The 23,466-nt window shown below is 58.2% G+C and carries 25 protein-coding genes; 9 read left to right on the top strand and 16 right to left on the bottom strand.

What is annotated here, in order from left to right:
• The first annotated feature begins 1 nt into the window (after position 1).
• A complete protein-coding gene (locus tag ACZ1G7_RS06950; RefSeq protein WP_472663088.1) occupies positions 2-1,441 on the top strand; it encodes a carnitine 3-dehydrogenase in 1,440 nt (479 codons plus the stop codon).
• Positions 1,438-2,193: an SDR family oxidoreductase gene (locus tag ACZ1G7_RS06945; protein ID WP_472663087.1), complete on the top strand. Its 756-nt coding sequence runs from the start codon at positions 1,438-1,440 to the stop codon at positions 2,191-2,193. The genes ACZ1G7_RS06950 and ACZ1G7_RS06945 overlap by 4 nt, the downstream gene beginning before the upstream one ends.
• A 117-nt stretch (positions 2,194-2,310) precedes the next feature.
• On the opposite strand, the gene ACZ1G7_RS06940 is transcribed toward ACZ1G7_RS06945, so the two are convergent.
• Positions 2,311-3,171 carry a helix-turn-helix domain-containing protein gene (locus ACZ1G7_RS06940; RefSeq protein ID WP_472663086.1) on the bottom strand — a complete coding sequence of 287 codons (861 nt, stop codon included), beginning with the start codon at positions 3,169-3,171 and terminating at the stop codon, positions 2,311-2,313.
• An 84-nt stretch (positions 3,172-3,255) separates the two neighbouring features.
• Between ACZ1G7_RS06940 and ACZ1G7_RS06935 the strand changes: the two genes are divergently transcribed.
• The 3 genes from ACZ1G7_RS06935 to ACZ1G7_RS06925 are packed head-to-tail and all read left to right on the top strand — an operon-like array spanning position 3,256 to position 5,257.
• Positions 3,256-3,462, top strand: coding sequence for a DUF2061 domain-containing protein (locus tag ACZ1G7_RS06935; RefSeq protein WP_472663085.1), 207 nt, complete (start codon positions 3,256-3,258; stop codon positions 3,460-3,462).
• Positions 3,452-4,327, top strand: coding sequence for a fatty acid desaturase (locus ACZ1G7_RS06930; RefSeq protein WP_472663084.1), 876 nt, complete (start codon positions 3,452-3,454; stop codon positions 4,325-4,327). The genes ACZ1G7_RS06935 and ACZ1G7_RS06930 overlap by 11 nt, the downstream gene beginning before the upstream one ends.
• 21 nt (positions 4,328-4,348) lie before the next feature.
• Positions 4,349-5,257 carry an EamA/RhaT family transporter gene (locus ACZ1G7_RS06925; RefSeq protein WP_472663083.1) on the top strand — a complete coding sequence of 303 codons (909 nt, stop codon included), beginning with the start codon at positions 4,349-4,351 and terminating at the stop codon, positions 5,255-5,257.
• On the opposite strand, the gene ACZ1G7_RS06920 is transcribed toward ACZ1G7_RS06925, so the two are convergent.
• The 4 genes from ACZ1G7_RS06920 to ACZ1G7_RS06905 all read right to left on the bottom strand — a co-directional run bounded on the left by ACZ1G7_RS06920 (position 5,244) and on the right by ACZ1G7_RS06905 (position 7,408).
• Entirely contained in the window at positions 5,244-5,552 is a 309-nt protein-coding gene (locus ACZ1G7_RS06920) for a hypothetical protein (protein WP_472663082.1), read from the bottom strand. The two genes, ACZ1G7_RS06925 and ACZ1G7_RS06920, sit on opposite strands and share 14 nt — an antisense overlap.
• 114 nt (positions 5,553-5,666) lie before the next feature.
• A complete protein-coding gene (locus ACZ1G7_RS06915; protein ID WP_472663081.1) occupies positions 5,667-5,951 on the bottom strand; it encodes a GNAT family N-acetyltransferase in 285 nt (94 codons plus the stop codon).
• Positions 5,952-6,057: 106 nt separating this feature from the next.
• A complete protein-coding gene (locus tag ACZ1G7_RS06910; protein ID WP_472663080.1) occupies positions 6,058-7,155 on the bottom strand; it encodes a class II histone deacetylase in 1,098 nt (365 codons plus the stop codon).
• 10 nt (positions 7,156-7,165) lie between these two features.
• Positions 7,166-7,408, bottom strand: a complete 243-nt coding sequence (locus ACZ1G7_RS06905) for a hypothetical protein (RefSeq protein WP_472663079.1) — start codon at positions 7,406-7,408, stop codon at positions 7,166-7,168.
• A 136-nt stretch (positions 7,409-7,544) separates the two neighbouring features.
• On the opposite strand from ACZ1G7_RS06905, the gene ACZ1G7_RS06900 reads away from it, so the two are divergent.
• Together ACZ1G7_RS06900 and ACZ1G7_RS06895 are read left to right on the top strand one after the other, a co-directional pair.
• Positions 7,545-8,252, top strand: coding sequence for a M48 family metallopeptidase (locus ACZ1G7_RS06900; RefSeq protein ID WP_472663078.1), 708 nt, complete (start codon positions 7,545-7,547; stop codon positions 8,250-8,252).
• 182 nt (positions 8,253-8,434) lie between these two features.
• Positions 8,435-8,617, top strand: a complete 183-nt coding sequence (locus tag ACZ1G7_RS06895; protein ID WP_472663077.1) for a diacylglycerol kinase — start codon at positions 8,435-8,437, stop codon at positions 8,615-8,617.
• On the opposite strand, the gene ACZ1G7_RS06890 is transcribed toward ACZ1G7_RS06895, so the two are convergent.
• On the bottom strand, positions 8,614-9,366 hold the full coding sequence (locus ACZ1G7_RS06890; protein WP_472663076.1) for a YHYH protein: 753 nt from the start codon (positions 9,364-9,366) through the stop codon (positions 8,614-8,616). The genes ACZ1G7_RS06895 and ACZ1G7_RS06890 overlap by 4 nt on opposite strands.
• Positions 9,367-9,443: 77 nt before the next feature.
• Here ACZ1G7_RS06890 and ACZ1G7_RS06885 point away from each other — a divergent pair, with 77 nt between their 5' ends.
• The gene (locus ACZ1G7_RS06885) at positions 9,444-9,794 is read left to right on the top strand and encodes a YigZ family protein (RefSeq protein ID WP_472663690.1); all 351 of its coding nucleotides are present in this window, start codon (positions 9,444-9,446) and stop codon (positions 9,792-9,794) included.
• Between the two features lie 63 nt (positions 9,795-9,857).
• Entirely contained in the window at positions 9,858-10,652 is a 795-nt protein-coding gene (locus tag ACZ1G7_RS06880; RefSeq protein WP_472663075.1) for a M48 family metalloprotease, read from the top strand.
• Positions 10,653-10,915: 263 nt separating this feature from the next.
• Here ACZ1G7_RS06880 and ACZ1G7_RS06875 read toward each other — a convergent pair whose 3' ends face one another.
• From ACZ1G7_RS06875 to rimO, 10 genes are all read right to left on the bottom strand, one after another.
• Positions 10,916-12,016 (bottom strand): NADH:flavin oxidoreductase/NADH oxidase, encoded by a 1,101-nt coding sequence (locus tag ACZ1G7_RS06875; protein ID WP_472663074.1) that lies wholly within the window; start codon positions 12,014-12,016, stop codon positions 10,916-10,918.
• A gap of 26 nt (positions 12,017-12,042) precedes the next feature.
• Positions 12,043-12,750 carry an SDR family oxidoreductase gene (locus ACZ1G7_RS06870; protein WP_472663073.1) on the bottom strand — a complete coding sequence of 236 codons (708 nt, stop codon included), beginning with the start codon at positions 12,748-12,750 and terminating at the stop codon, positions 12,043-12,045.
• 13 nt (positions 12,751-12,763) lie between these two features.
• Positions 12,764-13,600, bottom strand: coding sequence for an NAD-dependent epimerase/dehydratase family protein (locus tag ACZ1G7_RS06865; protein ID WP_472663072.1), 837 nt, complete (start codon positions 13,598-13,600; stop codon positions 12,764-12,766).
• A gap of 3 nt (positions 13,601-13,603) precedes the next feature.
• Complete coding sequence (locus tag ACZ1G7_RS06860) at positions 13,604-14,815, bottom strand: pyridoxal phosphate-dependent aminotransferase (protein ID WP_472663071.1); 1,212 nt, start codon at positions 14,813-14,815, stop codon at positions 13,604-13,606.
• A complete protein-coding gene (locus ACZ1G7_RS06855) occupies positions 14,812-15,585 on the bottom strand; it encodes an HpcH/HpaI aldolase family protein (RefSeq protein WP_472663070.1) in 774 nt (257 codons plus the stop codon). Before ACZ1G7_RS06855 ends, ACZ1G7_RS06860 begins: the two co-directional genes overlap by 4 nt.
• Complete coding sequence (locus ACZ1G7_RS06850) at positions 15,585-16,796, bottom strand: NAD(P)/FAD-dependent oxidoreductase (protein ID WP_472663069.1); 1,212 nt, start codon at positions 16,794-16,796, stop codon at positions 15,585-15,587. Before ACZ1G7_RS06850 ends, ACZ1G7_RS06855 begins: the two co-directional genes overlap by 1 nt.
• Positions 16,793-18,502, bottom strand: coding sequence for a hydantoinase B/oxoprolinase family protein (locus ACZ1G7_RS06845; RefSeq protein ID WP_472663068.1), 1,710 nt, complete (start codon positions 18,500-18,502; stop codon positions 16,793-16,795). Before ACZ1G7_RS06845 ends, ACZ1G7_RS06850 begins: the two co-directional genes overlap by 4 nt.
• Complete coding sequence (locus ACZ1G7_RS06840) at positions 18,499-20,586, bottom strand: hydantoinase/oxoprolinase family protein (protein WP_472663067.1); 2,088 nt, start codon at positions 20,584-20,586, stop codon at positions 18,499-18,501. The genes ACZ1G7_RS06845 and ACZ1G7_RS06840 overlap by 4 nt, the downstream gene beginning before the upstream one ends.
• 96 nt (positions 20,587-20,682) lie before the next feature.
• The gene (locus ACZ1G7_RS06835; protein ID WP_472663066.1) at positions 20,683-21,582 is read right to left on the bottom strand and encodes a LysR family transcriptional regulator; all 900 of its coding nucleotides are present in this window, start codon (positions 21,580-21,582) and stop codon (positions 20,683-20,685) included.
• A 292-nt stretch (positions 21,583-21,874) separates the two neighbouring features.
• Complete coding sequence (gene rimO / locus ACZ1G7_RS06830) at positions 21,875-23,278, bottom strand: 30S ribosomal protein S12 methylthiotransferase RimO (RefSeq protein WP_472663065.1); 1,404 nt, start codon at positions 23,276-23,278, stop codon at positions 21,875-21,877.
• Between the last annotated feature and the right edge of the window lie 188 nt (positions 23,279-23,466).

Here is a 23,466-nt window from a genome sequence, read left to right as displayed (position 1 = left end):
GATGAGCACAGCTTGTATCGTCGGCGGCGGCGTGATTGGCGGCGGTTGGGCCGCGCGGTTCTTGCTTATGGGCTGGGACGTGCGGGTGTTTGACCCCGACCCGGAGGCGGAGCGCAAGATCGACGAAGTTTTGGCCAATGCGCGGCGCTCCTTGCCGGGCTTGTCAGATCAGGCGATGCCCGCGGAGGGCGTGCTGAGCTTTCATGACGATATGGCCGATGCTGCGTCGGGCGCCGTATGGATACAGGAAAGCGTGCCGGAGCGGCTGGAGCTGAAACATAAGGTCTACGTGTCTTTGCAGGCGGTCTGCGATGAGGGGGCGGTGATTGCGTCCTCCACCTCCGGATTCAAACCGTCCCAGCTGCAGGAAGGTGCGGCGAGGCCTGGCCAGATCCTCGTGGCGCATCCGTTCAACCCGGTCTACCTGCTGCCTTTGGCGGAGTTGGTGCCCTCGGACGCCAACACGCCTGAGATGATCGAGGGGGCGCAAGACGTATTGCGCGCGATTGGCATGTACCCGCTGCATGTGCGCAAGGAGATCGACGCGCATATTGCCGACCGGTTCCTGGAGGCCGTCTGGCGGGAGGCGCTGTGGCTGGTCAAGGACGGCGTGGCCACGACAGAGGAAATTGACGACGCCATTCGCTACGGGTTTGGCATTCGCTGGGCGCAGATGGGCCTGTTTGAAACCTACCGCGTGGCAGGCGGTGAGGCGGGGATGAAGCATTTCATGGCGCAGTTTGGCCCGGCGCTGAAATGGCCCTGGACCAAGCTGATGGATGTGCCGGAGTTCACTGACGAGCTGGTCGACTTGATCGCGGGCCAGTCAGATGCGCAATCGGGCCAGTATTCGATCCGGGAGTTGGAACGCATCCGCGACAATAATCTGGTGGCGATGATGCGGGCCTTGAAGGCGCAGGATTTTGGGGCAGGTGCGCTGTTGAACAAGGCGGAGCCCGCGAAGCCTGCCCTTGGCGATGTGTCGAAACCCATCCTGACCGCGTCGCGCGCGGTGCCTTTGGATTGGACGGACTATAACGGCCATATGAACGAGGCGCGGTATTTGCAGGCCTTTGGCGACGCAACCGACCGGTTCATGGAGATGGTAGGCTGCGACGCCGACTATATTGCGTCAGGCGGCAGCTACTTCACGGCGGAGACCCATATCCGGCATTTGGATGAAGTGCATGCAGGAGCCCGGATCACGGTTGAGACGCAAGTGCTGCTGGGCGAGGGAAAGAAGATGCATCTGTTTCATGTGATGCGGGAGGGCGAACGGATGTTGGCTACGGGCGAGCATATGCTGATCCATGTGTCTTTGGAGACGCGCAAAGCATCCATTCCAGCCGATCATATCGCCGCATGTCTGGCTGAGATTGCGAATGCGCATGCGGTGCTTGATTTGCCAGAGGGCACGGGTGCTGCGGTGGGCAAGAGATGAAGGTTCTGATCACCGCAGGTGCCTCCGGCATCGGGTTGGCCATGGGCAAAGCGTTTGCGGCTGCGGGCGCGGATATTTGGGTCACCGATGTGGACACGACCGCTTTGGCATCGGTCCCTGACGGGTGGTGCAAGAGCGAGGTGGACGCGAGCGACGAGCAGAGCATGGCCGCGCTTTTTGGTGAGATTGAGCGCGCGTGGGGCGGGCTTGATGTGCTTTGCGCCAATGCGGGGATCGCAGGGCCGACGGCTTTGGTTGAAGACGTGGCACTTGCTGATTTCCAACGCTGCATGGCGGTGAATTTGGAAGGCGCGTTTTTGGCGGCGAAATATGCGACGCCGTTGATGAAACGGGCGGGGGCGGGGAGCATGGTTCTGACCTCCTCCACCGCTGGTTTATACGGATTTCCGAACCGCGCGCCTTACGCATCCGCCAAATGGGCCATCATCGGGTTGATGAAGACGCTGGCCATGGAGTTGGGCCCGTTTGGCATTCGCGCTAATGCGATTTGCCCGGGCGCCGTGGAAGGCCCACGCATGCAAGGCGTCATGGAGCGGGAGGCGGCGGCCAAGGGCATGTCTTATGAGGCGATCTACGAGGGTTACGCCAAAGGCACGTCACTGGGCGCTTTGGTCCGCGCCGAAGACATCGCGGATATGGCGGTGTTCCTGGCCTCACCCCAGGCCAGAATGGTTTCAGGGCAGGTGATGGCGGTAGACGGGCATACGGTGAACCCGGACCCGAAAATTTAGACATCTTGATCTAAATGTGCAGCTTCGCTGCGCGGTATTGATTTTGCTCTTTGAGGAGGCGCGGCCTCCTCAGCCGCAAGGGCAAACGCCTTCGGAATATTTTTGAAACAATGAAGTCTAGGAAGTTTCCTGACGCAGGGTTGTCAGCAGGTCAGGTAGGTCGCGCGACGAGCCTTCAGAGGCGCGGATGAGGCCATCGAAATGGGCGGTGATGGCTTGAACGCGCTCCGTGTCGCGAAAGGCGATGTAGTTGCGGCCCAGATAGATCACGGCCAGCAGGGGCCCGAAAATTGTGACCGGTGCGGAGTAGAGCTTGCGCGCGTCAAACGGGTAAAGCCGCAGCGTCGGGTAGAGCTGTGCGTGCAGATCAAGCATCCAATCGATTTGGTCGCGGCGCGTCCTTGCGGGCAGGCCCGCGTAATAGCCTTCCGCCCGAGCGAAGCTGTACAGATCATGAATAGGCATTGCGATTTCATAGTCGGAGCGCGCGGCGCGCATCCAGGTGAGCCGGTCCTCGGACGCGCCGATGGCCTGATCGGTGGTGCGGCCGAGATGTGGCGCGTATTCCCATCGGAGCATGTCGTGGGTTTTCAACATATCTGGCAGGCCTGCGGGGACGTGGCGGATTTTGTAGCCCGCCGCTTCCTTGTGCCACGCGAAGATTTGTTCATCAACCAGCGCGCGGGGCGCTTCGGTGATCGACAGTGAGGCTGCAAGAAGGTCGGCAGCTTGTTCCGGGCGCTCTGTCAGGCCAAGGAGCCAGTCGGCGGAGACGCCGAGCGCACTCGCGCATTCGGCGACGAGCTGCGCATTGGGGAGCCGCGCGTCTTGCGCCTTGAGCAATTGCGAGATCGTGGAACGATCAACGCCCGCGGCGCGCGCGAGCCCGCTTTGGGTTTCGCGCGCTTGGTCCATGGCCTGGGCCAGACGGGTGCGGAAAAGGTGGGCGCGGTCGCGTTTGTCTGTTTGATCTCCCATGTGGTGATTTAAATCACAACTTAGAAAAAATGTGAACAGTTTGCTGAATTGTGAACAGCCAATTTGCGGCTGACACTGCGCCTGATGGAAACGAAAGCACGCAGTTTGGTGAAAGCGGTGATCTGGACCCTGACGGGTTTCTTGATGATGAGCGGTGTCGGATTTGCGATGACCGGCTCAATCGGGCTTGGCGGGCAGATGGCGGTTTTGAACTCGGTGATTGGGCTGGTGTCTTACATCATCTACGAGCGTATCTGGGCCAAGATCCGTTGGGGGCGTCATGCGGATTGAGGTGCCGACCCTTGCGCTGATGGCGCTGAGCTACCTGTGCTGGGGGTTGGGAACAACGCTGGTCGCACAGTGGCATTTGGGCGCTGGGATTGCTTTGGTCGCTTTGACTGTCGCGCTCTTTTCATCGCTTCAGCATGAAGTCATTCATGGCCACCCGTTTGCGTCGCAGCGGTTGAATGAAGCGCTGGTTTTTCCGGCGTTAAACCTTGTCATCCCCTTCGCGCGGTTTCGCGATACGCATTTGAACCATCACCGCGACGCTGACCTGACCGATCCCTATGACGATCCCGAGAGTAATTTCTTGACCCTGGCGCAATGGCAGGCGTTGCCTGGACTTGCGCGCGCTGTTTTGAGGTTCAACAACACGTTGGCGGGGCGACTTTTGGTCGGGCCGGTCGTTTCGCAAGTGATGTTCATACGCGCTGAATGGCGGCAGGGTGGGGCCCCTGTTCGAAGCGGTTGGGCGTTGCATGGCTTTGGTGTGGCGCTGGTCTTGGGTTGGCTTTTGCTGGTCGGCGCGATGCCGCTTTGGAGCTATTGTTTGGCCGCTTATTTGTCCATTTCCATTGTGAAAATTCGCACCTTTCTGGAACATCAGGCGCATGAGAAAGCGCGGGGTCGAACAGTGATTATTGAGGATCGCGGCCCGCTTGCCTTACTGTTTTTGAACAATAATTTTCATGCAGTGCACCACATGCACCCAAATGTGCCATGGTATCGGTTGCCCGCGCTTTACACCCGCGGCAAGGCGCGCTTCCTGCGCTGCAACGAGGGCTATGTGTATCGCTCATACGCCCAGATTTTTCGGCAGTATTTCTGGCGGGCCAAGGATGAGGTGGCGCATCCGCTCTGGCATCGCGACTGAGCCTGTGCCACCACGGCGCCTATGAGCCTTTGGATCGCAGTCTCCGTCTTCGCCGCCTTCATGCAGAACCTGCGCTTCATGTTGCAGCGTTTCATGAAGAAAACCCGGCTAAGCACAGCGGGGGCCACCTATTCCCGGTTCCTGTTCGCGCTGCCTTTCATGCTGGCATTGGTCGCAGGCTACGCGACGTTCAATGGCGCGGGCTTGCCTGCTTTGGGCGGCGCCTTTTGGCCCTATACGGTGGTCAGCGGCGTGGCGCAGATACTGGCCACGGCTTGCGTGGTGGCGTTGTTCGGGCAGCGCAATTTCACCGTAGGCATCGCGTTGAAGAAATCCGAGGTGATCCTGACAGCGCTGGTGGGATTTGTTGTGTTGGGCGAATTGGTGACATGGGGCGCGGTGTTGGCGATTGTGGTGGGGTTTGCCGGGGTTATTTTGCTATCTGACCCGCCCAAAACCGATGTGGTTTTGCCGTGGAAAAAGCGGCTTTTCAATCAGGCGTCGGGATATGGGCTAGGGGCTGGGCTGCTCTTTGGTGTCTCGGCAGTTGGCTACCGTGGCGCGACGCTAGAGGTGATGTCCGACGATCCGCTGATGCGCGCGATGGTGGCGCTTGCGGCCGCTGTGGCCTGGCAGGTGTTTATCATGACCGTCTGGCTTTTGTGGCGCGACCGGGGGGAGATCATGCGGGTCGCCGCAAGTTGGCGCGTGTCGGTTTGGACCGGGCTTACCTCGATGTTGGGGTCGCTGGGATGGTTTGTCGCCTTCACGCTGCAAAACGCGGCCTATGTGAAGGCGGTGGGGCAGATCGAACTGCTCTTTACCTTCGCGGGCAGCTACTTTGTTTTCAAGGAACGCAGTTCGGTTCGGGAGGTTTTGGGCGCGGTGCTGATCGTGGCGTCAATCCTGGCGCTGATCACCGCTTTGTAGCTTGGGCCGCGCGGATGCGGTCATTATAGGCGCGTTGGTGAAGTGCTTTCAGGCTGAGCGGGTTTTCGGGTTCCGCCTGCGCTTCTGGCAGGTCCAGCTGCGGGTAGCGCTCGCGGAAGTAGCCCAAAAGCAGCTCTTGCCGGGTCTCAATGAAATCAACAAGGAATGGGCGGTCATATTTAGATTGACCGATCTGCGTTGGGGTCGCGGCGCGGTCGTCGCGGGTCTGCACCGTGTAGACAGCCGTTACCATCAGCATTGTCATGCTGATCGCGCCCAGAAAACTTTTGATCACGGTCAAGACCATGGAGTGCCCGTGTTACCCGTCATTGAGCACGAGACTGGCAGCGGAATGTGGCGGGCATAGGCCCAGAATGGGGAAATTTGGGTGCTGGGTCGCCGTGCGGCGTCAGACCTGAAAGATGTCTGACGCCTCTGGGTGTTTGCGCCGCCACATGTTCACAAACGGGCAGAGCGGGACGACTTGAAAGCCGTTTGCGCGCGCATCTTCGACCAGAAATCGGGCCAATGCACCTGCGTGGCCCTGTCCTTCATCGGCAACAGGAACCTCAGTGTGATCGACTATGGCAAGGGTGGGGGAGGTGACGGAAAAGGTCATGACGGCTTCGCCGCTAGGTGTTGGGATGGTGTAGCGACCATGCCCACCATCTATCGTTTTTGTAACGTCAGCCATGCCAGCTCAGTGCGGCGGGCGGGGTCGTATTTGGTTGGTGCATACCAAACTCGCGAATCTTGTCAGGGCCGACATGATGCACCCCAAATGTTAACGCGGCAAGCGGTCACGCCATGATCTGCGACAGCAATGCGCTGTGCATGTCCTGCAACGCTTGGGAGGGTTGGCGCAGCGCGAAGGTTTCACCAAACGGGTCCGGGGCCGTGATCGCGCTGCCAGCCATTTCTGTCAAAGCGGCATGGGCGCAGAACGGGACATATGTTTCAGAGTAGCCGCCCTCATGCACCAAGATCAGGCGACCATCGCAAAGATCATCGGCCACTTCCATGATCTGTTCGGTCATAGCGCGGAATGTCTCCCGTGTGGCGAGCATGCGCGACAAAGGATCGAGCGCGGCCGCGTCATACCCTGACGCCACGATGATCACATCGGGTTGAAAGTCCTCTAAGGCGGGAATGGCGTAGCGCTCCATCGCTTCCAGATACAGCGCATGGCCGCCGCCGGGCGGCAGCGGGATGTTAAGATTGTAACCCATCCCGGCACCGACACCGCGATCCGATGCATCGCCCGTGTCCATCGGGTAGTTGCGTTCCTGATGCAGCGAGATGGTCAGAACGTCGTCGCGGTCGAAGAAAATTGCCTCTGTCCCGTTGCCGTGATGCACGTCCCAATCAAGCACCGCCACGCGGTCGGTCAGGCCTTCGGCAAGGGCTGCCTCAACGGCAATGGCGATGTTGGCGAGCAGGCAGAACCCGTTCGGGTGGTCGGGCAGGCAATGATGACCCGGCGGGCGCGACAAGGCATAGGCGTTGTCGCAGCGGCCTTTCAGGACTTCGAACACCGCCGCCTTGGCCAGACCCGCTGACAGCGTCGCGATTTCGAACCCGCCGGGGCCGAATGGCGTGCGCACCCCCAACTCTCCACCGCCAGCGTCCGACGTTTCTTGGAACTTGCGAAGGTAAGTTTCAGGGTGGACGCGGGCGAGGTCGTCCCAAGTGGCCTCCGGCGCAGATTTTGTGTCGAGCGCGTCCCAAAGCCCGGTCACGCGCATTAAGTTGACCAGCCTGCGCTTGGTTTCGGGGTTTTCGGGCAAGCCGCCAGAGGCCATGGGTTGCACCAATCCGCCCAGTGGCAGCATGCCTGCGTAATTGCCGCCTGCGTGCCAGAAGCACCGTTCATCCCAGAAAAACGCGGTTTTGTTCATGAAAACCCCCTCATGACACGGAGCCCTTTTCCAGCCGGTAACTGCCTTCGGGCAGGTTCAGCGCAGCTGCCAGATCGCGGATTTGCCGCATCGAAAATGTAACGCGCTGCAAACGGTCGGTCACCGGGTCGTGCTGCTCGACGGTGACGCAATCCTCAAAAGCGTTGACGGTCACGTCTTCAAGCAAATGCGGCGTGCCCTCATCGACGAGCGTGACGGCAGTCGAGTCAAATTCATGCTCTATGGTGAACATATAGGTGCCTCATTTTTAGGTTAATCGGGATCAAATCAGCCTGCGCGGGAAAGTGCAAATGCTTGGCGCGCCGGGGGCGGGGGCTTGGCGCAGCCCGTGCGCGCCGTTATGTGTAACCTATTGCGAGAGGTTGAGTATGAAACACGCTATCTTTTTGGCCGCGGCGCTCGCGCTTGCCGCATGCGAGCCGTATCCGACTGTCACCAATGAACCCGCGCGCGTGCCTGCTGAGGCCACGACACAGGCCGCCGGGACGAAAATCTCGCCCAGCGTCGCGCGATCTAATTTTGCCGCGGTGATCCGCCGGGTTGAACCTGTGGCGGAGGCCGAATGCCGGGCACGCGCGCCGCGCGTGAATTGTGACTTCAAGATCATCATCGACAGCAATGCCAAGCTGCCGCCGAACGCCTATCAGACCCGCGAACGCTCTGGCCGCCCGGTGATTGGGTTCACCCAGTCGCTTCTGACAGATGTGCGCAATCGCGATGAACTGGCCTTTATCCTGGGCCATGAGGCGGCGCATCACATCCAAAACCATTTGACCGAGCGCGCCCAAGGCGCGGTTGGCGGTTCGATCCTGGGGGCCTTGGCTGACGCGGCCCTCGGCACAGGTGGTGTGTTTCAGGACGCTGGCGGCTTTGTCGGCGGTCGCGCCTATTCCAAGAAACACGAGCTAGAGGCCGATGGGCTGGGAACATTGATCGCCAAACGGTCAGGCTATGATCCGGTAAAAGGCGCGCAGTATTTCAATCGCATCCCGGATCCGGGCAATCAATTCTTGGGCTCCCACCCGCCCAATGCCGAACGGATCGCGACTGTGAAGCGCGTGGCGGCGGGGCTCTAGGGCATGAGCGATATCGTCACCTCCGAATGGCAACGTTTTGTAAATCGTTGCGTCTGGTCCTGGCAGGGCGTGGTCGAGATATGGCAGACGGAGGCCAGCTTCCGCCTGTGGACATTGGTTAATATCGCGTCCGCAACACTGGCGGTCAGCCTGCCTTTGTCAGGGGGGAACGTGCCGTACTGTTGTCATTGGGCGTGCTGATCCTGGCGGCGGAGATGATGAACTCCGCCATTGAGCGCGCGATTGACTATATCAGCGAGGACATCCACCCGCTGGCCAAAGCCGCAAAAGATGCGGGCTCGGCCGGGGTGGCAATCACTGCCATGGCAGGCGGCGTTGCATGGGTGGCAATTCTGCTGAGTTAACGGATCCGTGTGATCTCGGTGCCATAAAGGCAGCGCGGGAAAAACGGATACGCATCAGTGGCGAAATATACGTAGCTCCCGTTCATCATAGCGCCGTTGCACTGATCAAGGTTGCCGTAGCCCCGCACATATTCGAAATCCTCATTGTAACTGCCATCATGGGTGCCGCCCGGCGCGGTGGGGCGCGTGCCCGATTTCAGCATGTAGGACGGCTTGGCGGAGGTGCCGACATAGTGGATCTCAAACCCGTCAGCCGCCCAACCAATCCGAGTATCGTTTGAGGTCGGCGCAAGCGCTTCGGGCATACCGTGGTAATGGTAGATACCGCGATTGTCGACATGGGCGTTATTGCCATCCAGCCCCAGCGTGTTGTCCGGCCCCATCCCGTCGAGGTTCCACCCGCTGGACCGGTCGCGCGAATGCCCACGCGGGCTGGAGGCGTCAAAGAAATCCGCCGTGCCAGGGCGGATCAGGATGCCATTTTCCATAATCCCCACGGTGCGCACCTCACTAGGTTGCCCCCCTTTTTCAGGGGTGGCGGTGACGCAGACTTTGATGTTTTGCGCAGAGATCGAATGTGGATTTCCGGCGTTGGGGAACTTGCCGATGGCGTGGTTAGGGATGCCGTTTGATGCGATGCAGATTTGGTTGGCGGATTCATCAATCTTAACGCGGTGGGTCAGCGCATAGACAGCCGTGGCAAAGGTTGCGGCAATGGCAAGCGCAAGAAGCGCGGGTTTCAGATACATGGTTTTGGGTCCCTCTGGTGATGCGTTACCTCTTTCACGGCTGGCCATCGGGTTTCCGTCGCGGCATGGTGCATGTCATGAAAATATTTGAGGCGGTGCTGAGCGACCGCGGGTCGAAATACGCGGTGTCTGGCGGGCCGTGCCGGACGAAAGCCGATGCGCAGGCGTTCCTCAAGCAGCTGTGCCGTAACAAGAAATTCGCCAAAGCCACGCATAATACATGGGCCGTTTTACTGCCGGATGGCACGCCATTGAAAAACGATGACGGGGAAAGTGGCGCGGGAATGGTGATCCTGCGGATGCTGGAACGCGAAGAGGCGAGCGGCGAAATCGTGGTCGTCACCCGCTGGTATGGCGGCACCAAACTGGGCGGTGACCGGTTCCGGCGTGTCCAGGATTGCGTGCGCCACTATTTCGATCATCGCTAAGCGGACTTGATTTTTCGTCAGTATTGAACAGGCTGGACCGTGCATTGGTTAAGGAAGATTAAGATGACGCCGAGTGAAATTAACAAGTACCGTCACCGCAAAGAGCCCTTCCGGTTTTATCTGACGCTCTTCGTGATTGCCCCTTTTCTGGGCTTGCTGGTGCTGATGGTCATCCTGGCGGGCCGCGGCGGGTTTATCGCGGTCGCAATTTTCCTGTTAGCGTTTTTCATTATCCGTTGGTTCTTGCACCACCTCGCCATGGCGAGCGTCAAAAACAACATGGTTGCGGTGACGGAGAAATCTTTTCCCGAAGTGCACAACGCGATTGGCGAAGCGCAGCGGTTCTTCTCTTACCCCAACCCGATTGAGGCCTACGTGTTCGAGCAAGGCAGCTACAATATGCTGCTTGCCCCTTTGATGCGCACGAAAGTGCTGCTGCTACATTCAGAGGTGGTCGACCCGGACACGGGTGAGAATAAGGAAATGCGCTTCCTCGTGGGCCGGTTTGTGGGCGCCATGGCTGCACGTCATTACCGGTTCATGACGCTTGAAATGATCGTCGACGGGTTCGAGAAAATCGCCGTCTTCAACATCCTGCTCTACCCTTACCAACGCGCGACCCAGCTGACCGGCGACCGGCTGGGCTACGCCTTTATCGGGCATGACATTCAGACCTCGGTCCGCACACTCTTGCGGCTCAGCGCAGGCCGCAACGTGGCACACCGGGTGAATGTGAACAGCTTTTTGGAACAAGGCCGCACCAGCGCCGGATTCTTCAGCTTCCTGACCCGTATGCTGTCGAAGTTTCCGCATATGACGGAACGGGTGAATTCACTGGTAAGTTTTTCGAGGCGGTAGTTTCGCGGTAAGTACGCTTAAGCGCAATCATTGGACTGAAATTGGCTCAGGTCTACTGAGCACCACTATTGAATTGGTTAGATACAGATAGATGCATGACAGAATTTAGAGGCTCTTGCACCTAACGCGCCTTTGAGCGGGATAGCGGTGAATGTCCGTAATATAGGACGAAGTGAGCTTTTGCCGCGCTTGTTCCTATGACCGCTTTTTTTACGCCACTCAGCTCAATTGATGCTTACTTTTCATCGGTACTGTTTTGGCATTTATGACGCGCCAACAAAAAACCCGTATTGTTCAGCCAAAACATGGCGCGTATCCGCGCCCAGCTTTTTTGCCGCGTTGAACGCCCAATGCGGGTCGCGCATCATCTCGCGGCCCAGCAAAACGATGTCGGCCTTGGATGATCTGACAAGTCCATCCGCTTGCGCCGCATCGGTAATGCCACCCACAGCCATGACTGGAAGCCCCGTCGCCTCGCGGATTACACCAGCCATATCGGGCTGCTCGGCGGTCCGGTTGCCAATCGCGCCGCGTGCTTCGGGGACTGCGCCGCCGCCAGAACAATCCAGAATATCAACGCCAAGTTCCTTGAGCCAAAAACCTACCCGCGCAGTGTCGTCCAGCGTCAGCCCGTTGGCGGCAAAATCATCAACCGACAAACGGACTGATAGCACCTTTTCAGCCGGCCAGACTGCGCGGACCTTTTCAACTGTTTCTAAAAGGAACCGCGCACGTGCCAGCAGATCGCCGCCATATTCATCGTCGCGGGTGTTCACCAATGGTGTGAGGAAAGAATGCAGTAAATATCCATGCGCACAGTGCACTTCCAAAAGGTTATACCCGACTTCCAACGCCAGCTTGGCGGAGTGGACAAACTGACCTTGGATTTCCAAGATTTCATCCACAGATAGCGCACGCGGCGCTTTCCAAAGCCGTGTGCCATCGGGATCAAACGCCTCAGATGTCGGGCCGACCGTATCCCATCCATCCGGGTCATCGGCATCAAGGTGGCTCCCCCCATCCAATGCGGTCGCAGCACTTCCTTTGCGGCCAGAATGGGAGATCTGGATACCTGTCACAGCCCCAAACTGACGTTGGAATGCTACAATAGGTTTTAGCGCTGCGGCCTGCGCATCATTCCAAAGACCAGCGCATCCCGTTGAAATGCGTCCAGTCGCAGACACGGCCGTACACTCAGCCATGATGAACCCGACTCCACCGACTGCACGAGAGCCCAAATGCACCATATGCCAGTCACTCGCAACGCCGCCTATTGAGCTGTATTGGCACATCGGCGACATCCCGATGCGGTTCTTGAAGGTGACACCGTTGATCTTGAACGGCGAAAAGAGTGAGTTGGTCATATCAAACCGTTGTTGAATTACTGGCATCAGACGGAGCGCGTAATGCCGCCATCTACCCGAATATTCTGCCCTGTGATGTAAGCCCCGCCGTCTGACGCCAAGAAGGCAACGACGCTGGCAATCTCGCCCAGTGAATTGCCATAGCGGCCCATAGGGATCATAGAGCGGAACTCCTCCTTTTCCGGCAAGCTATCAATGAAGCCGGGCAGGACGTTGTTCATGCGGATGTTCTCGGCAGCGTATTTGTCCGCAAAGAGCTTGCTGAATGCTGCAAGGCCCGCGCGCATGACGCCCGAGGTCGGGAAGACCGGATTCGGTTCAAAGGCCGCGAAGGTCGAGATGTTGATGATAGCACCGCCACCTTGCTTTTGCATGATCGGGGTGACCAAACGCGTCGGGCGCACAGCATTGAGGAAATAGACCTCCATTCCCTCGTGCCAGTCTTCATCCGTCAGTTCTAACACGGGCGCGCGTGGGCCGTGGCCTGCGGAATTGACCAGCACATCGATGCGGCCCCAATGGCTCATCGCGGCATCGACAAGTTTTTGCAGGTCTTCTTCCGATTTGTTGGTTCCCGTTATGCCGACGCCGCCAAGCTCCTTTGCCAAGGCCTCCCCCTTGCCGGAGGAGGACAGGATACCAACTTTGAACCCGTCAGCTGCCAAGGCCCGGGCGCTGTCCGCGCCCATGCCGGACCCGCCTGCGGTGATCAGTGCTACTTTTACGTCTGACATAGGTGTCTCCTCTTTAGATTTTCTTCGTGTCATCGATGATATTCATTGTGGCCACGCCGCTATTTCCCAGCTCGACCGCAGCAAATGGCCCGCCGTGGCACATATTGCCGGGGTTTTGGGCGTCCATTGATCCGGTCTCGGCCAGAATTGTCTGAGCGAATTGTTCGGCATTGTCTTTGGGGCGGTAGCCCAGAAAGCTGGCCTTTGCATTGTCGACAGGTGCACGGTCATTGCCTGAGACACCATAAACGACCGAGAAACCCGTCACGGGTGTCTCAATGCTACGCTGAACAAGTTGGATCAGATCGTCGTAGGACAACCACGACCCAAGCGCGCGGGCGTTCGTGACCTGCGCGCAGGACAGGATGCGCATGTGGACGCTCTCAAGCCCACGTTTGTCCCAATACATCGACCCAAGGTCTTCGGCGAAGCACTTAGCCAGCCCATAAAACGTATCCGGGCGATGACGAACTTCGGTATCGATAAAGTCTGTCTTGGGATGCATGCCCACCGCATGGATGGAGCTGCCGTAGACGACACGTTTAAGACCGCGTTGGTAGGCTGCCTCCCAGATGTTGTAGGCCCCCACAAAGTTCGGCCCGAGCAGTTTCTCAAACGGCCCTTCATCTGCATAGGCGCCCATGTGGACGACCATGTCCGCGCCCTCCAGAACACGCATCATATCATCAAGGCTGGCCAGATCGCCTGTGGCGTAGCTTTCGCCATCATATAGGCTGCCAATATCGTCAACGATGTCGGTGGACACCAGTTCGTCGCACATTTTCGACATGGGTTCGCGCAAGTAAGACCCAAGACGGCCCGCAGCGCCTGTCAGAACAAGTTTTTTCATGCGTCAGGTCTTTCTTTTGAGTTTGGCAACCGAGGCGGCGATACGGTCCATCGCTTCGCTCAAAACCTCCATGGAGGCAGCGGTTGAGATACGGAAAAAGGGCGACAGCTCATAGGCGCTGCCGGGCACGGCGGCGATGCCGGCGTCTTTGAGGATGTAAGCCGTGACCTCAGCGTCATCGGCTAGCGTTTCACCGCCTTCGGTTTGCGCGCCAATCAGATCCGCGCAGCCGATCAGGCCGTAAAACGCGCCACCGGGCGGGGCGAGGGTTAGCCCATCAATCTGGGCCACGCGGTCCACGACGAGATCGCGGCGTTCCTCGAAGGCCTGACAAAACGCGCGCACGGCGTCTTGCGGACCATTCAGCGCCGCCGCGGCGGCGGCTTGGGCAATGGCGCATGCGCCGGAACAAATCTGGCTTTGTACCTTCGTCATTGCCGCAATCAACGGCTTTGGGCCAGCACCATAGCCAATCCGCCAACCGGTCATCGCATAGGCTTTGGACACGCCATTGACGGTCAATGTGCGCCCCTTCAGCGACGGGTTGGCCGCCGCAAAGGACAGGAACTTGCGGCCATCAAACAGTATATGTTCGTAGATTTCGTCCGACAGGATCAACACTTGCGGGTGGTTCTCAAGCACTGCGCCCAAAGCCCGCAGATCATCGTCGGAATAAACCGCACCAGCAGGGTTTGATGGCAAGTTGAGCATGATCCAGCGCGTTTTCGGTGTAATCGCAGCCTCAAGCTGATCCGGTGTCAGGCGAAAGCCGTTCTCAGCCGGGCATTTCAACGCGACGGCCTTCCCGCCAAGAATAAGAACGATGTCCTTGTACTGGCCAAAATACGGGGCACACATCAGGACTTCGTCATCTGGCTCAAGCGTGGCCATCATTGCATTGAATAGTACCTGCTTGGCGCCGTTGGAGACGATCACCTCGTCCAGCGCATAGCTAAGTGCGTTTTCTCGAAGCAGTTTGTCTACGACTGCCTGGCGCATCTCAAGCGTTCCATTGGTCGGCGGGTAACGTGTTTCACCGCGCAGGGCTGCTTGGTGCGCGGCCTCAACGATATGGCCGGGGGTGTCGAAATCCGGCTCCCCCAAACCCAGATCGATGACGTCTTCGCCGCGCGCCTTGGCCTCTTTCGCGGCTTGGCTCACCCAAGCGGAAGCGGAGGGTTTAACCGGCTCAAGGCGGGAGGCTGAAAACTTCACGCCAGTCCGTCTTTTACGGTCGCAAGCAAATGATCTGACGCTTTCGCCAAAAGGCTGGCATCTGTGCCGCAAGCGACAAAGGTGAACCCGTCATTCAGCAATTCAACCGCAAACGTGGGGTCCAGAACGAGAGTTCCAACGGGCACACCTTTCGCGATCAACTTTTGCGCGGCAGGCTTTATAAGGTCCCAGACTTCGGGATCCATTGGCTTGCCAAGCTTGCCGATGTCAGCTGCAATATCCGCAGGTCCAAAGAAAATGCCGCTAACGCCATCAACCTCGCTGATCGCCTCTGCCTGTTCGACGGCTGCGCGCGTTTCCAGTTGTAACAAAACCGTCGTTTCATCTTCGACACGCGATACGTAGTCTGTGACGCGGCCGAATTTTGTTGCACGTGTCGCACCTGACACTCCACGCACGCCGTGAGGGGGATAGCGGGTTGCAGCGACAGCTTTCGTTGCCTCTTCAACCGATTGGATCATGGGGAACAAGATGCCGGGCGCGCCCAGATCAAGCAGGCGTTTTACGGCAACCGTATCGTTCCATTCGACCCGCACAATGGCTGTGGTGTCACTTGCGGCAAAGGCCTGCAATTGACCCAAGACGCTGAAATAGTCATTGGGGCTGTGCTCCATGTCGATCAGCGCCCAATCATATCCTGCGGGTGCTGTTACCTCTGCGACGAAGTTGCTGCACAGGCTGATCCAAAGCCCAACCTGTTTGTCACCAGCGGCCAGCGCTTGGGTAAAAAGGTTCGTTGCCAACTTCATCAGATGATCGCCTTCTCGATGATCTTGCGACCTGCCGGGATGCGATCAAAGTGGAACTGCGTCATGTCGAGTGTCTGGTATGTGCCATGCACCATGATCTCGGCGGTACCACGCCCCATGGCAGGGGATTGTTGCAGCCCGTGACCGGAAAATCCGTTGAGGAAGAAGAAGTTCTCGACCTCCATATGCGGTCCCAAAATCGCGTTATGATCGAAGGTGTTGTAGGCGTAGTGACCCGCCCATTCGGATTGCACCTTGATTGCTTCAAACTGGGGGATGCGCGTCGCGAGGATCGGCCAGACGTGGTCCTGCCAAATGCCGTGATCCATGATGAAGTCATCCGGGTCGACGGCGGGGTCAATCTCGGAATGGCCGCCGCATTGATAGGTTCCGCCGCCGTTTTCGCGTACATGGACGCCGGACGGGTCGATGGTTAGCGGCAGATCACGATCCAGCGGCTGCTCGGCGGAAAAAATCCATGAATAGCGTTTGCGCGGCTCTACCGGCACGTCGATGCCCGCCATCTGAGCGGTTGCGGCGGCGCGTGGGCCGGATGCGTTCAGAACCTGACCGCAGGCGATGACCTCACCCGATTTCAAGGTAACGCTTTCGACGTGAGTGTCAGCGGCGTTCTTGTTCACTGAAACAACTTCGTTTTCGATATATTCGACACCGCGTTCACGGGCTGATTTACGCCACCAGTCAAAGACAGCCGTTGCATCCCAAAACCCTTCGTCGACCAGATTGATTGATCCCAAGACGATGTCATCGACATTGTAGAACGGATAAGCCGCTTTGATCTGATCCGGCGTCATCAATTGGGTCGCGGCACCGGCCTTCAGCTGCACCTGCTGGCTTTCACGCAAGACGTCCGCAAAGCCTTCGTTGTCGGCTAAATACATGTAGCCAAATGATCGGATTGACAGGTCAGGAACACGATCATCATTGCCCATATAGCGAGGAAGGTTTTTGACGAAGTCAGCCGCGAACTGGCTGATCCGCACGTTCAATTCGCCTGAGAATTGTTGCCGCAAGCAGGAATTGGTGTGCATGGTCGATGTGTTCTCATAGGTAAGGTCGCGATCAACAACCAAGACGGTGCCGTCAAAATCCTTGTCATCTGACAGAAACCAAGCGGCGGATGCGCCCATCATCGCGCCGCCAATGATCACCACGTCATAGGATGTGCTTTTGGGTGTTTGGGTTTTCATAGTGCATCTCCTCGTGCGACAGCGGCTTCTACGTCTAAAATGTCGGCTGCGGATAGATTGTAGTCTTTTGCGGCTGTCTCAGCTGAGATGTACCCGCGTGCCAAATCGCGTTTGACCAGATCGACAGACCGCTCGGACGGGTCGCCGTAACCAGCACCGCCAGGAAAAGCCATGACGACTTTACGCCCATGGGCCACGAACTGTTTGCCCTTGCCGTTCATAGGTGTGCCATCGTCTTGGACGATTGTTGTCGCCGCACCTGCCCCACCACCGCGTCGGCCGCGGGCGGGATGTTCAACGCGGTCGAACATGGCTTGGATGTCAAACTCATGCCCTTCCTGCGCGCCAACTTCCATGTATTGACCAAGGCCACCACGTGTCTTGCCGGCACCGCCTGAGTCAGGCCGCAATTCTTTGCGCCAGATGATGACGGGGCCTGCATGTTCTGTTGCCTCAATCGGCATCGTCATAACACCGGATGGAAACGCGGTCGCGTTCAAGCCATCATGTTCAGGTCGCGCCCCTGATCCGCCGGAATTGAAGGTCAAAACCTCTGAGCGGCGCGCATTTTCTGGGGCTGGCGCATCCGTGCGCGGGCGCAATGAGACTTGGAAGTTGCAAAGGCAGCCTGCACCCTCAGCAGGCACCAAGCCGGGCACGATCTTGTCGAAGGCGTTGAACACCGCGTCCGGCACGAAATGGCCCACGATATGGCGCAGGGCCACCGGGGCGGGGTGCAGCGCGTTGACGATGGTGTTTTGCGGCGCTGCAATTTCAAACGGGGCAAGGCTGGCCGCGTTGTTCGGAATTTCCGGTGCAATGGCGACTTTCAACGCGTAGCAGGCATAGGCCTTGGCATAGACCAGCGGGCAATTGATGCCCTTCTTGTCGAGGCCGGACGAGCCGGTAAAGTCACTCACAATCCGGTCGCCCTGAACGCTGACCTTTACCTTCAACGTGATCGGCTGCGCGAACCCGTCCACCGTCATTTCCCCCTCCGCTGATTTTTGCGGCAGGGCGGCGATCCGTTCAATCGTGGCACGGCGGGAGTTTTCGAGGATGAACTCCGCAATGCCGTTCAGATCATCGAGCGCGAATTCTTCCAGCATGTCGACAAGGCGGCGATGACCGATCTCGTTACACGTTGCCAAAGCGTAAATGTCGCCGATCAGCTGGTCCGGCTCGCGCACATTGCCGCGAATGATGCGGGTCAGGGTCTCGTCCACCGTGCCGCGATCCGCGAATTTCATAATCGGGATGTAGAGCCCTTCCTCATAGACGCTATGCGCGTCGGCCCCAAAGCCGCGCCCGCCGATATCCACGATATGCGCGGTGCAGGCAAAGAACCCGACCAATGCGCCCTGATGGAAGGAGGGCGTGACCATGGTGATGTCATGCAGGTGGCCCGTGCCCTCCCATGGGTCGTTGGTGATGTAGACGTCGCCATCATGGATGTTGTCGCGCCCGATGCGGCGGATGAAATGCGCGACAGCGTCGGCCATGGCGTTGACATGGCCCGGCGTGCCGGTGACCGCTTGGGCCAACATATTGCCTTCGACGTCATACACGCCCGCCGACAAATCACCTGCCTCACGCACGGAGGTTGAAAACGCGGTGCGCACAAGGGCCTGCGCCTGTTCTTCCACGACCGAGATCAGGCGGTTCCACATCACCTGATAGGTGACTTTTGAATGCTGTTGGGTCATTGGGCGGCCCCCTTTGTCACTATGTCGATGCAGCCGTCAGGCTGGCGGATTGCGTCGCGGCTGGCGGGGACGATAATGGTGGTTTCATCCTCAACCACTGCCACAGGTCCAACCGCCCGTTCACCGGTCGACATGTCGGAGCGGTTCACCACATCCGCATTCAGAAACTTGCCCGCGGCCGCGTCAAACAATTGACGCCCACCCACAGAGTTTGCTGTCGCTTTGCCGCTAGTTTCATCCATCCGCGCGACCTTCTCTGGTGGGGTCGTCGCGTTAACAGACCAGACGGTGATTTCGATATCCATGCCTTCAACCGGGCGGCCAAAGAGCTTGGTGTAGTCCTCTATGAACCGCGCCTCAAACGTCGCCGCATCGGGGTTCATGGCTTGGTCTTCGGTCAATTCAATCGGGATTTCCCAACCTTGACCTGTGTAGCGCATGTAGACTTTGAACTCCGACAGGATCGGGCTGACCTCGTCGCAGGTGCGCACGAATCCCGTGGCCTCGGCCTTGAGGTCGGAGAGCAAGCACTTGATCCGGTCACCGTCAAAGTCTGACAGTTTCATGTAGACGGACCGATTGGCCTCGAAACTAAACGGCGCGCGCAAGAACCCGATCGCGGAGCCCACACCTGCACCGGGTGGAACCAGCAAACGTTCAACGCCCAGTTTTTCAGCCAACCGTCCTGCATGCAGCGGCGCCGCACCGCCGAACGCGATCATGGTGTATTCCGATAGGTCTTCACCGTTTTCGACCGCATGAACGCGCGCGGCATTGGCCATGTTTTCATCGACGACTTCGGCCACGCCAAACGCGGCCTCGACTGCATCCATATCAAGCGTTTCGCCAACGTGGTTTGATAGCGCGGATTTGGACGCCTCAGGGTTCAGTTTGATCGACCCACCCGCAAAATTTTCGGGGTCAAGCTTGCCCAGAACAAGGTCTGCGTCGGTCACTGCGGGCCGCGTGCCGTTGCGGCCATAGCAGGCGGGGCCCGGCTCTGAGCCCGCGCTTTCGGGGCCGACACGGATCTGGCGCAGCGCATCGACATGCGCCAGTGATCCGCCACCCGCCCCGATTTCAACCATGTCGATCACGGGGATCGAGATCGGCATGCCGGAACCCTTTTTGAACCGATAGGTACGTGCCACTTCGAACACGCGGCTGGTTTTTGGGGTTTGGTTTTTGATCAGGCAAATCTTGGCCGTGGTGCCGCCCATGTCGAAGGACAGCACCTTGTCCAACCCGTAACGCGCCGCAATGTGGGCCGCAAAAACCGCACCACCTGCAGGGCCAGATTCGACCAAGCGCACGGGAAAGTCCGCCGCGTTCTTGATTGAAATTATCCCACCGCCTGAATGCATCAGGAAAATACGACAGGACACGCCTTCGTTTTTCAGCCGGTCTTCTAAGCGACCCAAATAAGAGGCCATCAACGGCTTGATATAGGCATTCGCGACGACTGTATTGAAGCGTTCGTATTCGCGCATCTGCGGGGAAACCTCGGACGAGATCGACACCGCAACATCTAGCAGTCTCTCCGCGAGAACGTCGCGCACAAGCTGTTCGTGGGTTGGATTCAAATAGGAATGGATGAGACCTACAGCGACACTCTCAAACCCTGCCTCGGCAATTTGATCGACAACTGCCTCAACCTCGGCGCGGTCCATTTCGACAAGGATCTGACCGTTGGCATCGACGCGCCCTGCAACGGTGAACCGCATCTGACGTGGCAACAACGGGTCGGGCAGGTTGAGGTTCAGGTCATATTGCTCAAACCGGCTTTCGGTCCGCATTTCGATCACATCGCGGAAACCTTCAGTCGTGATGAGGGCCGTCTTTGCGCCCCGCCGTTCGATCAACGCATTCGTGGCAAGCGTGGTCCCATGAATGATCTGGTCAATTTGCGCAGGGGTCACATCCGCCTTGGCACACACCTGATGCATCCCGTCGATGATCGCATTTTCAGGGGCGGAATACGTTGTCAGAACCTTAGTTGAAAACGACACGCCATCCTTTTCCAACACAACGTCAGTAAATGTGCCGCCAATATCGACGCCAAGGCGAACGGAAGGTGCTGCCATTTTGCGGCTCCTGTAATAAATTATTCATGCAGGTGACCCCAACGGGCTTAAATTATCAAATCGATTAAATTTTTCGCATCGATCACTTTTAGTGATCTAAGGGTGGTGCATAGCTGCCTTCGCGATCTGTGCAGCTTTTTCGACATATAGGGCGGTACGCGCAGGTGCGTAGCGTGCATAGAAAGACAGAGGTTCAGGGACCCAATCAGGCTCCACCCGGTGTAGCTCACCTGAAGCAATTTCAGTAGCAACGAGCCGTTCGGGCAACAAAGCGACCCCCAGCCCCTCAAGCGCCATTGGGACGCATGCCGACAAAGCGCTGGAATGAACTATCCTTTCGCTGCGCAATTTACGATCAATGGCAATGTTGTGCAGGGCGGCGCAGGCCTGTGTGTGTTTTGCGTGGGTTAAAATCGTCAAATCAAATAGATCGGTTATGGCTGGTTTTGCGCCAATTCGATTGATCAGGTCTGAATTCACAACCCAACAGTAGTTTTCTTGACCCAAGGCAAGTCTTGCGAATGTCTTTGATTTAAACGGCCCAGTTTGAAGCGCCAGATCAAGTTGCCCTTCCATCAACCTTGCGTCAATTGCAGTTGAAAGATCGACTTCCAGCTGAATACGAAGCTTGGGATAAGCCTCTCTTATCAAACGAAGGAAGCCCTGCAACCACGTGCAAGCCACAAGCTCTGTCACGCCCAGCCGCAAAGTTTCTTCGATCAACTCCTGACGGCCAGCCTCTTCAATGAGAGCTTCACCCGCCCACAAGACTTCACGTGTTTTGACGAGCAATTTGGCACCATCTGCCGTCAAACGCACAGACCCTGGATCACGAATTAACAAAGTGACGTTGAGCGCAGTTTCAAGCGCAGCGATGCGCGCCGACACATTTGGTTGGGTCGTCCCAAGCGCAGACGCTGCAGCACGAAATGTGCCGGTATCAACGACGAAGGCAAATGCTTCTAACTGCTTGAGTGTAATTTGACTTTTTATCATGTACGGCTCGTTGATGGAACGGATTAATGTTCAGGTTATCTGCTCCAATGGTCTGGGCAAGCCGTATCGAAGGCCCAAGACTATTTGATATCCCAATAAACCAACCGCTTCCTCCAAGCCGACTTTCGTGTGCGATATAGCATCAATCACTTTTGGCTCGAAGCAGATATACGTCGATGGTTTTGATCTTTTGTGCATCGCTTCGGTTAGCTGGATTTAGCTTTACTGCGGCGACACCAATCCTCCGGGGCTCCGCCTGTAGAATGGCCGAAAAGGTCCTCTGGACTTTTTCTTATTTGGCCATGCGACCCCATAAATCATACTCCCCGGCCTCATCAACTTCGACCGTCACCAAATCCCCAGCCGACAGCCCGTCAAACCCTTCATCAATAAACAGGTTCCCGTCGATTTCAGGCGCATCCGACATGGTGCGACAGGTGGCGGCGTCTTCGTCTATCTCGTCGACAATCACCTGTATCGTCTGGCCGACTTTGGCGGCAAGCTTGGCTTCCGATATGGCTTGGGCTTTCTCCATGAACCGATCCCAACGCTCTTGTTTGACCTCAGCAGGCACGTGGTCGGGCAGGGCGTTGCTCCGCGCGCCATCGACGTTTTCGTATTGGAAGCAGCCGACACGGTCGAGCTGGGCGTCGTCCAGCCAGTCGAGCAGGGTTTGGAACTCGGCCTCCGTCTCGCCCGGATAGCCGACGATGAAGGTGCTGCGCAGCGTGATGTCGGGGCATGTCGAACGCCAAGCGGCGATCTCGTCGAGCGTTTTTGCGCCGTGGGCGGGGCGGGCCATGCGTTTGAGCGTGTCGGGGTGGGCGTGCTGGAACGGGATATCTAGGTAGGGCAGCACGGCGTTGTCGGGGTCGGCCATCAGCGGGATCAGCTCGCGCACATGGGGGTAGGGGTAGACGTAGTGCAGCCGGACCCAAAGTTCATTCTGGGCGCCCAGCTGCCCCAGTTCGCGCGACAGATCGGTGATGTGGGAGCGGACCTCCCGATCCTTCCACGGGTTCATATCATAGCGACGGTCCAGCCCGTAGGCGGAGGTGTCCTGACTGATCACCAGCAGCTCTTTCACGCCCGCGTCGACCAGTTTCTCGGCCTCGCGCAGGATCGCGTGGGCGGGACGGGAGGCGAGCTTGCCGCGCATGTCGGGGATGATGCAGAACTTGCATTTGTGGTTACAGCCCTCGGAAATCTTGAGGTAGCTGTAGTGGCGCGGGGTGAGCGAGACGCCGGTTGCAGGCAGCAGGTCTATGAACGGGTCGGGGCTGGGCGGCACAGCTTGGTGGACCGCGTCGAGGACCTGTTCGTATTGATGAGGGCCGGTGACGGCCAGGACGGACGGGTGGGTGCCGCGGATGTAGTCTTCTTCGGCGCCCAGGCAGCCGGTGACGATGACGCGGCCGTTCTCGGTGAGGGCTTCACCGATGGCGTCGAGGCTTTCGGCTTTGGCTGAGTCCAGGAAGCCGCAGGTGTTGACGATGACGGCTTCGGCGCCGGAATAATCGGGGGAGATCGCGTAGCCTTCGGCCCGGAGGCGGGTGAGGATGCGTTCGCTGTCTACGAGGGCCTTGGGGCAGCCAAGGGAGACCATGCCGATCTTGGGCTGGCCGTCGCGGGCGGGCTCGGACAGGCGGGCTTTGGGGGCGAGGTCGGGGCGAAGATCGGGCGGGTTCTGAGACATGGGATGCTCTTAGGCCGTGGGGCGGGCGAGGGGAAGCATTTCTGCGGGCCCCGCATGCGGGGAATCTTGTAAGTCATTGACTCCATTTTAATTCTGAAAATTTTTAAGGGGTTGTTAACCTGCGTTTTCACGCCATGCGCGCCGCCATCCGCCGGAATTGCGCTTGCCGGAACGGGCAATGCGGGGTC

This window comes from Litoreibacter sp. JB4-2 (assembly GCF_055693445.1).
This window is presented reverse-complemented; position numbering and strand designations above follow the sequence as displayed.

Bases quoted from the DNA above. Each gene is read 5' to 3' on its own strand.
- ACZ1G7_RS06950 (WP_472663088.1), top strand. From the start codon at position 2: ATGAGCACAGCTTGTATCGTCGGCGGCGGCGTGATTGGCGGCGGTTGG.
- ACZ1G7_RS06945 (WP_472663087.1), top strand. From the start codon at position 1,438: ATGAAGGTTCTGATCACCGCAGGTGCCTCCGGCATCGGGTTGGCCATG.
- ACZ1G7_RS06940 (WP_472663086.1), bottom strand. From the start codon at position 3,171: ATGGGAGATCAAACAGACAAACGCGACCGCGCCCACCTTTTCCGCACC.
- ACZ1G7_RS06935 (WP_472663085.1), top strand. From the start codon at position 3,256: ATGGAAACGAAAGCACGCAGTTTGGTGAAAGCGGTGATCTGGACCCTG.
- ACZ1G7_RS06930 (WP_472663084.1), top strand. From the start codon at position 3,452: ATGCGGATTGAGGTGCCGACCCTTGCGCTGATGGCGCTGAGCTACCTG.
- ACZ1G7_RS06925 (WP_472663083.1), top strand. From the start codon at position 4,349: ATGAGCCTTTGGATCGCAGTCTCCGTCTTCGCCGCCTTCATGCAGAAC.
- ACZ1G7_RS06915 (WP_472663081.1), bottom strand. From the start codon at position 5,951: ATGGCTGACGTTACAAAAACGATAGATGGTGGGCATGGTCGCTACACC.
- ACZ1G7_RS06910 (WP_472663080.1), bottom strand. From the start codon at position 7,155: ATGAACAAAACCGCGTTTTTCTGGGATGAACGGTGCTTCTGGCACGCA.
- ACZ1G7_RS06905 (WP_472663079.1), bottom strand. From the start codon at position 7,408: ATGTTCACCATAGAGCATGAATTTGACTCGACTGCCGTCACGCTCGTC.
- ACZ1G7_RS06900 (WP_472663078.1), top strand. From the start codon at position 7,545: ATGAAACACGCTATCTTTTTGGCCGCGGCGCTCGCGCTTGCCGCATGC.
- ACZ1G7_RS06890 (WP_472663076.1), bottom strand. From the start codon at position 9,366: ATGTATCTGAAACCCGCGCTTCTTGCGCTTGCCATTGCCGCAACCTTT.
- ACZ1G7_RS06885 (WP_472663690.1), top strand. From the start codon at position 9,444: ATGAAAATATTTGAGGCGGTGCTGAGCGACCGCGGGTCGAAATACGCG.
- ACZ1G7_RS06880 (WP_472663075.1), top strand. From the start codon at position 9,858: ATGACGCCGAGTGAAATTAACAAGTACCGTCACCGCAAAGAGCCCTTC.
- ACZ1G7_RS06875 (WP_472663074.1), bottom strand. From the start codon at position 12,016: ATGACCAACTCACTCTTTTCGCCGTTCAAGATCAACGGTGTCACCTTC.
- ACZ1G7_RS06870 (WP_472663073.1), bottom strand. From the start codon at position 12,750: ATGTCAGACGTAAAAGTAGCACTGATCACCGCAGGCGGGTCCGGCATG.
- ACZ1G7_RS06865 (WP_472663072.1), bottom strand. From the start codon at position 13,600: ATGAAAAAACTTGTTCTGACAGGCGCTGCGGGCCGTCTTGGGTCTTAC.
- ACZ1G7_RS06855 (WP_472663070.1), bottom strand. From the start codon at position 15,585: ATGAAGTTGGCAACGAACCTTTTTACCCAAGCGCTGGCCGCTGGTGAC.
- ACZ1G7_RS06850 (WP_472663069.1), bottom strand. From the start codon at position 16,796: ATGAAAACCCAAACACCCAAAAGCACATCCTATGACGTGGTGATCATT.
- ACZ1G7_RS06845 (WP_472663068.1), bottom strand. From the start codon at position 18,502: ATGACCCAACAGCATTCAAAAGTCACCTATCAGGTGATGTGGAACCGC.
- ACZ1G7_RS06840 (WP_472663067.1), bottom strand. From the start codon at position 20,586: ATGGCAGCACCTTCCGTTCGCCTTGGCGTCGATATTGGCGGCACATTT.
- ACZ1G7_RS06835 (WP_472663066.1), bottom strand. From the start codon at position 21,582: ATGATAAAAAGTCAAATTACACTCAAGCAGTTAGAAGCATTTGCCTTC.
- rimO (WP_472663065.1), bottom strand. From the start codon at position 23,278: ATGTCTCAGAACCCGCCCGATCTTCGCCCCGACCTCGCCCCCAAAGCC.